Consider the following 11,850-nt stretch of genomic DNA (forward strand, 5'->3'; position numbering starts at 1 on the left):
AGGGTCAGTTGCCGCTGGTCAGGCGGTGGAAGTGAGGGGCGGCGAGCAGGGTGCTCGCGGCAAGGGCCACGGTGGTCACCGCCCAGACAGCGGTGCTGTCCGGCTGCAGTACCGGGGACAGAGATTGGGTCGCCACACTCGGCAGCAGGACGGCCGTGGACCACGCTGCTCCGAGTCCGATAGCCGCGCGCCGCACGCCGATGAAGGCGCCGAGCACGAGGGTGGCCGCAGTGAACGCCAGGCACGGCAGCAGGGTCAGGGCCAGTGAGGTTCCGGTGCTCACGCCCCCCGCCAGCAACGCCGGAAGCACGACGACGAGCACCGCGAACGTGCGCCGCAGCACCATGGCCAGGCCGGCTGCGGGTGTGGTGGCGATCAGCTCCCAGACCGGGTCGATCCGCCGGCTCCAAGCCACCGCGACGCCGGGCAGCGGAGCCACCGGGGCCAGCAGCAGCACGAGCGACGGCAGGCTCGGCTCGGCGGAGTTGAGGAGCACGCCGCAACCCAGCACCGCGACGGTCACCGCGAGCCAGGGCAGCAGCGTCCAGGCGAGCCAGCGTCGGTTCACGGCCGCTGCCTGTGTGCGTTGCCGGACCGGAGGCGGGCTCGTTTCGATCGCCTGGTCGAGCGAGATGGCGACACGGTCGAGCAGATCCGCCGTGGCCGGGGTGGCGTTTGCGGCGAGTTCCTCACGGCAGTCCGCGCACGCGTCGAGATGGACCTCGATGGACCAGAGTGCGGCATCGTCGAGTCCGCGCCCGCCGTCCGCGTAGCGGGCCAGCATCAGGGGGGTGGGATGAGTCATGAGAGCGCCTCCCGCAGCGCGATCCGGGCCCGCCGCGCGCGGGTCTTCACCGTGCCCTCCGGCATGCCGAGCAGCACCGCCGTCTGCCGGACCGACAGGTCGTCGAGCACCATCGCCTGCAGCACCTGGCGCAACTCCGGCGGCAGCCGCAGCAGCGCCTGTTCGAGGTTCTGGTCGACGCGGTTCGCCATCACCTCGTCCTCGGCGGCCGGCGCGGTCGTCTCAACCAGGGCAATGGTCGGCACCCGCTCGTGCCGGGCTCGTCGGCGGAACGCATCGACGAGACGGTTCGCGGCGATCGTCCAGAGCCAGCCGACCGCACTGCCCTCGGTCACGGAGCCTGCGTAGCTGCCGGCTGCCCGCCAGACCGCCAGGTAGGTCTCCTGGAGCACTTCGGCGATGACGTCGTCGTCAGCGCAGCGGCGACGGAGCCGCACCGCCAGCCAGGGCGAGGTACGCCGATACAACTCGTCGAACGCCGCCCGGTCACCGCAGGCGATGCGACGCACGAGCTCTGCCTCGTCGGGGTCTGCCACGCTTTTCACGATCAGGGAGACGATGCGACCGTCGATTCAGGTTCTCGGGCGGTTCGGCGACTATCGAGAGTGACGTCGCTTTACGCCGAGTGGAAAGCTGTCCGAGTAGCCGACCGTGTGCCGTTCAGAAACGCGTCGCTGCAGCTCGCAAGGGGTCTGGCGATGCTCGAGGGCTCGCTGGGACCATGCCTCAGGTGATTGTCCCGCTGGTGCATCAGGTGACACGGAAGCTGCTGTCGGTCCCGGCAGCGCTGCGTCGGCAGGCGGCCAAGAACGCCGAGCTTCTTGCCCTGCGGCACGAGAACGCGGTGCTGCGCAGACAGCTCGCGCGTCCGGTGCGCCACGAACCGGTGGACCGCTTGTGGTTCGCGGCGCTGTCCTCGCTGATACCCCGGCAGCGGTGGGCGAACGTGTTCCTGGTGACGCCGGGGACTTCGCTCGGGTGGCACCGAAGGCTCGTGGCGCGCAGGTGGGACTACAGCAGGCGACGGAGCAGGCCCGGCCGACCACGGACCGCGGAGGCGATCAAGGAGCTGGTGCTGCGGCCGGCCGCAGAGAACCCTCGCTGGGGCTGCCGCAGGATCCAAGGCGAGCTCGCCCGGCTCGGGCATCGGGTCGGCGCCTCCACGGTACGGGAGATCTTGACCGCTGCCGGCGCAGGCCCTGCACCCCGCAGAGGCGGGCCCACGTGGTGAGAGTTCCTCACGGTGCAGGCCAACGGCATCATTGCCTGCGATTTCCTGCACATCGACCTGGTGGATCTCCGCCGGGTCTACGCGCTGGTCCTCCTCGAGCACGGCACACGCCGCCTGCACATCGCCGGCGTCACCGCTCACCCAACCGCGCGGTGGACGGTGCAGCAGGCCCGCGACCTCGCCATCGATCTGGGCGTGCGCCTCGAGTCCCTGCGCTTCTTGGTCCGGGACCGGGACGGCAAGTACGCCGACTCCTTCGACGCAGTCTTCGAGTCCGAGACCATCGAGGTCTTGGGGACCGCGCCGCGATCCCCACGGATGAACGCGCACTGTGAACGGGTCATCGGGACCCTGCGGCGCGAGGCCCTCGACCATGTGCTGATCTGGAACGAGACCCATGCCCGGCGAGTGCTCGACGCCTATGCCCGGCACTACAACGGGCATCGCCCACATCAGGCCCGAGTGCAACTGCCACCGCTCGCCGAACGGCAGCCTGCACCGGTCACCGACCTGAGCACCACCCGACTCCTACGCAGCCGCGTTCTCGGCGGCCTGATCGGCGAATACAGATACGTGGCTTGACCAGCAGAGACGAATATCCGAACGGCACAGGCCGGGAAGCGCTCCCGGCCGGTCGTCTCAAAGTGAGACAGCCGACGACTCGCAGGCTCCCTGCTCCGTGCCTAACGTCGATTTTGTGGCACGAGGCATTCACAGGGACGGAGGCCGACGTGTACAGCAAGGACGGCGAGAACTACTTCATCGTGGACGCGCACATCGCGCTGTGGGACGCACGCCCCGAGAACCAGCTCAACATCCACGGCAAGCAGTTCATCGACTGCTTCTACGACTACCACCGCAATCTCAGCCCCGAGTCGGAGGTGTGGCCGTACGAGGAGTACCTCTACTACGGCGGGCAGCGGCTGATGAAGGACCTCTTCGTCGACGGGTACGTAGACCACGCGATCTTCCAGCCCGCCCTGCTCAGTGCTTTCTACCGCAACGGCTTCGGGCAGACCGAGGAGGCCTTCGCGCTGGCCCGGCAGCACCCCGACAAGCTGACCTACAACCACTGCTGGGACCCCCGGTACGAGGAGCGGGGCCTCGACCAGCTCCGGCGGGACGCCGACCGGTTCCAGCTCAAGGGAGCCAAGCTCTACACCGCGGAGTGGCACGGCGACTCGCGCGGCTACAAGCTGGACGACCCGTGGTCCTACCGCTACCTGGAGATGGCCCAGGAACTGGGCATCAAGAACATCCACGTCCACAAGGGGCCGACGATCCGGCCGCTGGACCTTGACGCCTTCGACGTCGCGGACGTCGACAAGGCCGCGACGGACTTTCCCGAGCTGAACTTCGTCGTCGAGCACTGCGGGCTGCCCCGGCTGGAGGACTTCTGCTGGATCGCCACGCAGGAGCCCAACGTGCACGCCGGACTCGCGGTCGCCATCCCGTTCATCCACACCCGCCCCCGCTACTTCGCGCAGATCATCGGAGAGTTGCTGTACTGGCTGGACGAGAACCGCATCCAGTTCTCCAGCGACTACGCGCTGTGGACGCCCCGATGGCTGATCGAGCGGTTCGTCGACTTCCAGATCCCCGAGGACATGCAGGATGAATACCCGCCGATCACCGTCGAGCAGAAGAAGAAGATCCTCGGCCTGAACGCGGCGGCCATGTACGGCATCCCGGTGCCCGCCGGGGCCGAGGTCTCGGCCACCGCCCCGGGCCCGGCCGCGAGCGAGGCCACGGGCCCGGCCGGGGCAGCCTCCGTCGCGGCGCAGCCCAATGAGGCGTGACAGTGCCCACCGGAACACTGGAGCAGCGGGCCAGGGAGGCGCTGGACGCGGTCCTCGACCCCGAACTGGACGAACCCATCACCGACCTCGGCTTCGTCCGCTCCGTCGAGGCCGGCCCCGACCGCGGGCTGACGGTGCACCTGCGGCTGCCCACCTCCTTCTGCTCCCCGAACTTCGCCTACCTCATGGCCTCCGACGCCAAGGACGTCCTGGCCGCCCTGCCGGACGCCGGCCCGGTCACGGTCCTGCTCGACGACCACCACGACTCCGACCTGATCAACCGCGGCCTGGCCGCCGACGCCGGGTACCGGGGTACGTTCGGCGCCGAGTCCGAGGAGAGCCTGGAGGAACTGCGGCTCGTCTTCCGGCTCAAGGCCCACGCCGCGGCGATGGAGCGGGCCCTCACCGCGCTGCTGCGGCAGGACCCCGCGCTCACCGAGGAGAAACTGCACGACGTGGTGCTCGGCGACCTGCCCGACACCGCCGCGACCCGCGCGCTGCTGCGCCGGCGCGAGGCGCTCGGTCTCGGCACGGCACCCTCGGAGCCCGTCCTCGTCGACGATGACGGACGCCCCTTCCCGCCGGACGAGATTCCGCTGCGACTGCGGTTCGCCCGCGCGATCCGCATCTCGATCGACGGCAACGCCCACTTCTGCCGCGGTCTGCTGCGGACCCGCTACCCGGAGTCCGCGGCCGACCAGTCCCCCCGGGCCACGGATCCGCGGCCCGCCACGCTTCCCAAGGAGAAGGCCTCGTGAAAGCAGTCCAGGTCGTCGGCTACGGCCGCAACCCGGAGATGACCGACGTGCCGGACCCCTCGGTCACCGGCCCGTACGACGTGGTCGTCAGGATCGGCGGCGCCGGCGTGTGCCGGACCGACCTGCACATCCTGGAAGGGCAGTGGGCAGAGAAGTCCGGGGTGACACTGCCCTACACGATCGGGCACGAGAACGCCGGCTGGGTGCACGCGGTCGGCAGCGCCGTCACCAACGTCGCCGAGGGCGACAAGGTCATCGTCCACCCGCTGATCACCTGCGGGCTGTGCCGGGCGTGCCGGTCCGGGGACGACGTCCACTGCGAGCAGAGCCTCTTCCCCGGCATCGACACGGCCGGCGGCTATGCCGAGTACCTGAAGACCTCCGCCCGCAGCGTGGTCCGCATCGACGACCCCCTGGAGCCGGCCGACGTCGCGGCCCTGGCCGACGCCGGCCTCACGGCGTACCACGCCGTGGCCAAGGCGGCCCGGAAGCTGCGGCCCGGCGACCGCTGCGTGGTCATCGGCGCCGGCGGGCTCGGGCACATCGGCGTGCAGGTGCTCAAAGCCCTGACGGCCGCCGAGATCGTGGTCGTCGACCGCAACCCCGACGCGGTGAAGCTGGCCGGCTCCATCGGCGCCGACCACGGCGTCGTCGCCGACGGGGGACAGGTCGAGCAGGTGCTGGAGCTGACCGGCGGCCGGGGAGCGGAGGTGGTGATCGACTTCGTCGGCGAGGGCGGCGCCACCCGGGACGGGGTGCGCATGCTGCGCCGCGCGGGCGACTACCACGTGGTCGGGTACGGCGAGAACATCGACGTGCCGACCATCGACATCATCTCCAACGAGATCAACTTCATCGGCAACCTCGTCGGCTCCTACAACGACCTGTGCGAGCTGATGGTGCTCGCCGCCCAGGGGCGGGTCCGCCTGCACACCACCCCCTATCCGCTCGACCGCTTCCAGGACGCCCTCACCGACCTGGACGCGGGTCGGGTCCGGGGACGCGCGATCCTCGTCCCCTGAGCGGGAACACTGCAAGGGCCCGGGCCGCCGGGCACACGCACCGTCTGTGAGGAGCATCGATGATCTTCATCACCGCGAAGTTCCGCGTCCTGCCCGAGCACGCTGACGCCTGGCCCGAGATCACCGGGGAGTTCACCCGGGCGACCCGCGCCGAACCGGGCTGCCTGTGGTTCGAGTGGTCCCGCAGCGTCGACGACCCGGCGGAGTACGTCCTGACCGAGGCGTTCCGCGACGACGAGGCCGGCGCGGCGCACGTCGGCTCCGACCACTTCCGGACGGCCTGCGAGGCACTGCCGCGTCACCTCGCGGAGACGCCCCGCATCGTGAACGTGACCGTCCCCCAGGACGACTGGTCACGCCTCGGTGAGATGGCCGTGCCGCAGGAGAGCTGACCCCTGGGGCCGGTCCCGTATGCGCCGGACAGCCTGACCCAGTCGCAGAACATCAGCCTCATTCATCCAGCCCATTCAACAGCAAGCGCAGTAGCCCTACTCGCCACTCGGCTCCGGCACGGCTTCAGGTGCGCGGCGCCGAGCTGGCGACGATCCGTGCATCTCAGGAGAAGAGCAGGGGCACAGCCGCCGTGCACAGCAGAGAGACCGCATCGAACTCCCACAGTCCCTCGCGCCAGGGCCACCACGGTCGGCCTCCTCGTAGCCGAACTCGGCGAGCGCCCGGCGGCGGTCGGAGATAGGGGCCCGACTGCCTGGCGCCGCTGCCCTGTGCCGCTCGAGAAGTCGTCGCCGCAGGTCACGCGGCGTATCTGTACTCGCTGATGAGGCCGCCGAGGATTCGGGTGCGCAGCAGCTTGTGGGCGCCGCTGTCCATCGCGGTGGGCTGTTTTGGGGCATCGGGTGGTAGCTGGCTGCGCGCCGGGTGGGGCCGATGCTCGTCGTGGTGCCTCTGACAGGCCGTGAGCACCTGCCGGGCATGCGTCTCTGCCCTGACGAGGATGGGGTCGAGTACCTCGCGGCAAAGGCTGCCGACGACGCGCTCGCAGGGGGCGGTCGTCCCAGGCGCCCGCGGTGCACTCCTGATCACGTCCAGTTCCTCTGCCTCGAAGACCGCGTCGAACGCCGCACCGTACCTGCCGTCGCGGTCACGCGGCAGAAACCGCAGAGACTCCCTGCGCGTGCCTATTGCCGCATCAGACAACCTTTGCCCCGTAGTGATGTGACGCGCCGTTCTGATGCTGGTTCGGGCGGCGCGGTGTCGCCAGGCTGTCCGGGTGGCAGAACGAGTACGCGTCCGCGAGATCGATGACGACGAGGGACAGCGCCTGTTGCGGATCATCCGCAGAGGCACGGGGTCAGTGATGACGTGGCGGCGGGCCCAGACGGTGCTGCTGTCCGCGCAGGGCGTGCCCGTGGCAAAGATCGCCGAGGTGACGTTCACCAGCGCGGACCGGGTCCGGGACGTGATCCACAACTTCAACGCCGACGGCTTCGAGTCGCTCTACCCGAAGTGCAAAGGTGGCCGGCCGAGGACGTTCACCCTGCCCGAGCGCCACGAGATCGAGAAGATCGCCAAGTCCAAGCCGGCTGAGCACGGCCTGCCGTTTTCGACCTGGAGCCTGGCCAAGCCGGCCGACTTCCTGGTCGCCGAGGGAGTGGTCGACGACATCAGCCACGAGGGCCTGCGCATCCTGCTGCGCGAGGAGGGCGTGTCATATCAACCCATAAAGACCTGGAAGACCTCCCGCGACCCGGACTACGCGGCCAAGAAGGCCCGCGTCGAGCACCTCTACGCCATGGCCGACGGCGAGGTCATACCCGAGGAGGGCGAGCCCAACGTCGTCTTCTGCCTGGACGAGTTCGGTCCGCTCAATCTCCAGCCGCACCCCGGCCGGCAGTGGGCCGAACGCGGCGGGAAGCACAAGGACCCCGAGCGGGAGCCGAGGCCCCGCCGACGGGCGACCTACACCCGCCCGCACGGGGGTCGGCACCTGTTCGCGGCCTTGGACCTGGGCAAGGACAAGATCTACGGGCACATCAAGCCGAAGAAGAACAGGACGAGGTTCTTGGAGTTCTGCCGCTGTCTGCGCAGCCTCTACCCGCCCAAGATCCGTATCGCGATCGTGCTCGACAACTTCTCCCCGCACCTGACCACGAAGAAGGACACCCGGGTCGGCGACTGGGCCGCGGCCAACAACGTCGAGTTCGCCTACACACCGACCAACAGCTCCTGGCTGAACCGCATCGAGGCCCAGTTCACCGCCCTGCGTTACTTCACGCTGGACGGCACCGACCATGCCGGCCACAAGGAGCAGGGCAGCATGATCCGCCGCTACATCATCTGGCGGAACAAGCACAGCGCCGATATTCGCTTGCACGCCATCGTCATGCGGGCCAACGTCGCCTGACATCCGACGAAGGCAGAGAAGATGACCACGCAGACCCACCCCGTCGACCACGAACTCATCCAGGCCGCAGCCCACGTCGCTCGCACACGCTGCCGGAGCGACAACCACACCATGGCAGCCGCAGCCCGCGCCCGGGACGGCCGGATCGTCACCGCGGTGAACGCCTACCACTTCACCGGAGGGCCCTGCGCCGAGTTGGTCCTCATCGGCGCGGCAGCCGCCCAGGGCGCCTACGAGCTGGACACCATCGTCGCCGTGGGCGACCGCGACCGAGGGGTTGTTCCCCCGTGCGGCCGGTGCCGCCAGGTCCTTCTCGACTACTTCCCTGTCCTGAAGGTCATCGTCGGCGAGGGCGACCGCATCCGAACCGTCCTGATCACCGACTTGCTGCCCGAAAGCTACGTCTGGGCCGACCACCAGCTCGACGCCGAGAAAACCGCGCCACTCAGCACGAGCTGACACCGCCAGCCGACAACAGGGCGAACGTTGCTTGATGCGGCACCAGTCGGCCTTTTCCACATCGACCTCTCCCGCGTCCTGGCAGGTAAGCAGTGGCGCGAGTTCGAAGGAGACCTGCTGCCCAGTCCGTTTACGCTGACCGGCTCGCGCGACCGGATGCGTGCTCACCCGGTATCCGTGGCGAAGGTCCTCCTCCTGAACGGGGGATGCGCAGCCTTGGCCGTCCCCGCAGTGCCCGCCGGCCGGGCCGCTGCGCATGCTGTGCGCAGCGGCTTTGGGGCCTGCGCATTTCCGGCCGGGTGGGCTGCGCAACGCGTGGACCTGCTGTGGTCGGGGTCCTGGCCATCGTGGTCAGGGTGGCGAGGGCCGTGGTCGGGCCTGCGCCGCCGACCTGCCCGGTCACGGGGATCCGGACACCGCGAGACGGCTCACCCAGGCTCATCCACGAGAGCCCGAAAAAAGTTCGGACGGTGATGTCGAGAACTGGTGACTGGCTCCGTCCCTGGGGTGAACGCGGCCCACAATGGGTCGCACCAGCACCGGGGAGAAGCACGATGGCGAAGTACTTGCTGCTCAAGCATTACCGCGGCGCTCCGGCTGCGGTCAACGACGTGCCGATGGAGCGGTGGACGCCCGAGGAGATCTCGGCGCACGTGCGGTACATGCACGACTTCGCGGCCCGGCTGGAGCGGACCGGCGAGTTCGTCGACGGTCAGGCGCTCGCCCCCGAGGGCACGTTCGTGCGGTACGACGGCGAGGGGCGCCCGCCGGTCACCGACGGCCCGTTCGCCGAGACCAAGGACCTCATCGCCGGCTGGATGGTGATCGACGTCGACAGCTACGAGCGCGCCATCGAGCTGGCCGGGGAACTGTCGGCCGCCCCAGGGGCGGGCGGGAAGCCGATCCACGAGTGGCTCGAGGTGCGCCCGTTCCTGGCCGCGCCGCCCACCATCACGGAATGACCTCTCCGATGAACGAGGCCCTGCTCAGGAGCCTCACGCCGAGCGTGCTCGCCATCCTCGTCCGCCGCGGAGCCGACTTCGCGGCGGCCGAGGACGCCGTGCAGGACGCGCTTGTCGAGGCGGTCCGGCTCTGGCCGGCCGACCCCTCCCCAAGCTCTTCGAGCAGGGAATACCCCATGCGGGATGCGAAGGGCTGGCTGGTCACCGTGGCCTGGCGCAAGTTCCTCGACACGAGGCGGGCGGACGCCGCCCGCCGCCGGCGTGAGGACCTCCTCGACGAGGAGCCGGCGCCCGGGCCCGCGCCCGCGGTGGACGACACCCTCCAGCTCTACTTCCTGTGCGCCCACCCGTCGCTGACGCCGTCGTCCGCCATCGCGCTCACGCTGCGCGCCGTCGGCGGGCTGACCACCCGCCAGATCGCCCGGGCCTACCTGGTGCCCGAGGCGACCATGGTGCTGGGGGTGCCCCCTCTGGGGGAGGATCAGCCGGGCCAAGCGCACAGTGGCCGGGGTGCGGTTCCACCAGCCCGGCGACGTCGCCACCGTGCTGCGCGTCCTCTACCTGGTCTTCAACGAGGGCTACTCGGGCGACGTCGACCTCGCCACCGAGGCCATCCGGCTCACCCGGCGGCTCGCGGCCCAGGTCGACCACCCCGAGGCGGCGGGGCTGCTCGCCCTCATGCTGCTCCACCACGCCCGGCGCGCCGCCCGGACCGCGCCCGACGGCAGCCTGGTACCGCTCGCCGAGCAGGACCGCGGCCGGTGGGACACCGCCTCGATCGCCGAGGGCATCGCGATCCTGCAGGCGGCCCTCGCCCGCGACCGGCTGGGCGAGTTCCAGGCCCAGGCCGCCATCGCGGCCCTCCACGCCGACGCGCCCACCGCCGAGGAGACCGACTGGGTGCAGATCCTCGAGTGGTACGACGAGCTCGCGCGCCTGACCGACAGCCCCATCGTCCGGCTCAACCGCGCGGTCGCCGTCGGCGAGGCCGACGGACCGCGCGCCGGGCTGGCGGCGCTCGCGGCGCTGGACGCCTCACTGCCCCGCCACGCCGCGGTGGCGGCGTACCTCCACGAGCGCGACGGCAACCTGGCGACGGCGGCACGGCTGTACGCCGAGGCGGCCCACAAGGCACCCAACCTCGCCGAGCGCGACCACCTGACGCGCCAGGCCGCCCGGCTCAACGCCCGCCGGTGTCGCTGACGGGTCGCGCTCGGATCTTCCCGCAGCACTCGGTGCGGCCCCGTGGCCCAAGCGGTCGCCTCACAGCGAGGAGGCAGGTCGGCCAGGTGGAGGCGCTGAACGAACGGAACACCCCCGCGTCGGCGGGGAGAACAGGGCGAACTGAAGCGTGCCGCCCGTGACGGGCGGAGCCCTCCCGCGTCGGCGCGGCGGGCCTGGACGGCGACGAGGAGGTCCTCGGCCAGGTCGCGGTTGCCGCCCCTCGCCAGGTCGTCGCCGCACGTGGATGTCGGATTCCTGCCAGCCTCCCCCTGTGCGGGGCTGGTTGAGTGCGGGGTATGACGAACGAGAGCACTCCTACCCTGCGTGACCGTGCCCTGGCCTTCCACGCCTTGCACGTTCCCGGGCGGCCGCTCGTCCTGCCGAACGCCTGGGACGCCGCCAGCGCCCGGGTCGTGGAGGACGCCGGTGCCGCCGCCGTGGCGACCACCAGCGCCGGGCTCGCCTGGGCCCTCGGGGCCGCCGACGGAGACAGGCTGGACAGAGACCAGGCACTCGCCGCTCTCGCCCGGATCACGGCCGTCGTCCGCGTGCCGGTCAGCGCCGACATCGAGAGCGGGTACGCGGCGGACGCCGCGGGCATCGCCGACACGATCCGCGCGGTGCTCGCGGCCGGCGTGACCGGAGTGAACATCGAGGACGCGCTGCACGAGGAGGGCGCGGGTCTGCTGCGGCCGACCGGTGAGCAGGCCGAGCGGATTGCCGCCGCCCGGGAGGCCGCCGACGCCGAGGGGGTGCCGCTGTTCCTCAACGCCCGCATCGACACGTTCCTGCGCGGCGCCGGCGACGTGGACGCCACCCTGGAGCGTGCCGCCGCCTTCCGGGCCGCCGGCGCCGACGGAGTCTTCGTGCCCGGGGCCGTCGACCCGGGCGTCGTGAAGGCGCTCGCCGACGGCGTCGACGGGCCGCTCAACGTCATGGCCGGCCCGGGAGCCCCGACGGTCGCCGAACTGGCCGCGCTCGGTGTCGCGCGGGTGAGCGTGGGCTCGGGCATCGCCCAGGCCGCGCACGCCGTGGTCCGCCGCGCCGCGCGGGAGCTGCTGGACGCGGGAACCTACGGGACGCTGGCCGCGGGACTCGACTACGCCGAGCTCGACACGCTGATGCGGGCGGGCCGCTGGTCCAGGGCCACACCCGCATCAGCGGGGAGGCCCTGACGTCGGCCAGCTCACAGATACCACCCGGCGGAACACTCCCGCGTCGGCGGGAA

The 11,850-nt window shown here is 70.7% G+C and carries 11 protein-coding genes and 2 pseudogenes; 10 read left to right on the forward strand and 3 right to left on the reverse strand.

Annotation, left to right across the window (positions count from 1 at the left end; genetic code table 11):
• Positions 1-4: 4 nt before the first annotated feature.
• Both ACX25U_RS36815 and ACX25U_RS36820 read right to left on the reverse strand, forming a co-directional pair.
• The gene (locus ACX25U_RS36815; RefSeq protein WP_454386484.1) at positions 5-805 is read right to left on the reverse strand and encodes a zf-HC2 domain-containing protein; all 801 of its coding nucleotides are present in this window, start codon (positions 803-805) and stop codon (positions 5-7) included.
• The gene (locus ACX25U_RS36820; RefSeq protein WP_454386485.1) at positions 802-1,341 is read right to left on the reverse strand and encodes an RNA polymerase sigma factor; all 540 of its coding nucleotides are present in this window, start codon (positions 1,339-1,341) and stop codon (positions 802-804) included. The genes ACX25U_RS36815 and ACX25U_RS36820 overlap by 4 nt, the downstream gene beginning before the upstream one ends.
• 194 nt (positions 1,342-1,535) lie before the next feature.
• Between ACX25U_RS36820 and ACX25U_RS36825 the strand changes: the two are divergent.
• The 5 genes and pseudogenes from ACX25U_RS36825 to ACX25U_RS36845 all read left to right on the forward strand — a co-directional run bounded on the left by ACX25U_RS36825 (position 1,536) and on the right by ACX25U_RS36845 (position 6,007).
• Positions 1,536-2,618, forward strand: a pseudogene (locus tag ACX25U_RS36825) (integrase core domain-containing protein).
• Positions 2,619-2,767: 149 nt separating this feature from the next.
• Positions 2,768-3,835, forward strand: a complete 1,068-nt coding sequence (locus ACX25U_RS36830; protein ID WP_454386486.1) for an amidohydrolase family protein — start codon at positions 2,768-2,770, stop codon at positions 3,833-3,835.
• A 2-nt stretch (positions 3,836-3,837) separates the two neighbouring features.
• Positions 3,838-4,593, forward strand: coding sequence for a metal-sulfur cluster assembly factor (locus ACX25U_RS36835; protein ID WP_454386488.1), 756 nt, complete (start codon positions 3,838-3,840; stop codon positions 4,591-4,593).
• Positions 4,590-5,615: an NAD(P)-dependent alcohol dehydrogenase gene (locus ACX25U_RS36840; protein WP_454386490.1), complete on the forward strand. Its 1,026-nt coding sequence runs from the start codon at positions 4,590-4,592 to the stop codon at positions 5,613-5,615. The genes ACX25U_RS36835 and ACX25U_RS36840 overlap by 4 nt, the downstream gene beginning before the upstream one ends.
• A gap of 59 nt (positions 5,616-5,674) precedes the next feature.
• Entirely contained in the window at positions 5,675-6,007 is a 333-nt protein-coding gene (locus ACX25U_RS36845; protein WP_454386491.1) for a putative quinol monooxygenase, read from the forward strand.
• Between the two features lie 358 nt (positions 6,008-6,365).
• On the opposite strand, the gene ACX25U_RS36850 is transcribed toward ACX25U_RS36845, so the two are convergent.
• Positions 6,366-6,770: an integrase core domain-containing protein gene (locus ACX25U_RS36850; protein WP_454386493.1), complete on the reverse strand. Its 405-nt coding sequence runs from the start codon at positions 6,768-6,770 to the stop codon at positions 6,366-6,368.
• A gap of 73 nt (positions 6,771-6,843) precedes the next feature.
• Here ACX25U_RS36850 and ACX25U_RS36855 point away from each other — a divergent pair, with 73 nt between their 5' ends.
• From ACX25U_RS36855 to ACX25U_RS36875, 5 genes and pseudogenes are all read left to right on the forward strand, one after another.
• The gene (locus ACX25U_RS36855; protein WP_454386495.1) at positions 6,844-7,977 is read left to right on the forward strand and encodes an IS630 family transposase; all 1,134 of its coding nucleotides are present in this window, start codon (positions 6,844-6,846) and stop codon (positions 7,975-7,977) included.
• Between the two features lie 21 nt (positions 7,978-7,998).
• Positions 7,999-8,436 carry a cytidine deaminase family protein gene (locus ACX25U_RS36860; RefSeq protein WP_454386497.1) on the forward strand — a complete coding sequence of 146 codons (438 nt, stop codon included), beginning with the start codon at positions 7,999-8,001 and terminating at the stop codon, positions 8,434-8,436.
• Between the two features lie 554 nt (positions 8,437-8,990).
• Positions 8,991-9,398, forward strand: coding sequence for a YciI family protein (locus ACX25U_RS36865; protein WP_454386499.1), 408 nt, complete (start codon positions 8,991-8,993; stop codon positions 9,396-9,398).
• 8 nt (positions 9,399-9,406) lie between these two features.
• Positions 9,407-10,601: pseudogene (locus ACX25U_RS36870) on the forward strand (RNA polymerase sigma factor).
• 317 nt (positions 10,602-10,918) lie between these two features.
• Positions 10,919-11,797 (forward strand): isocitrate lyase/PEP mutase family protein, encoded by an 879-nt coding sequence (locus tag ACX25U_RS36875; protein ID WP_454386501.1) that lies wholly within the window; start codon positions 10,919-10,921, stop codon positions 11,795-11,797.
• Positions 11,798-11,850 lie beyond the last annotated feature (53 nt).

The organism is Streptomyces sp. JNUCC 63, from assembly GCF_054366325.1.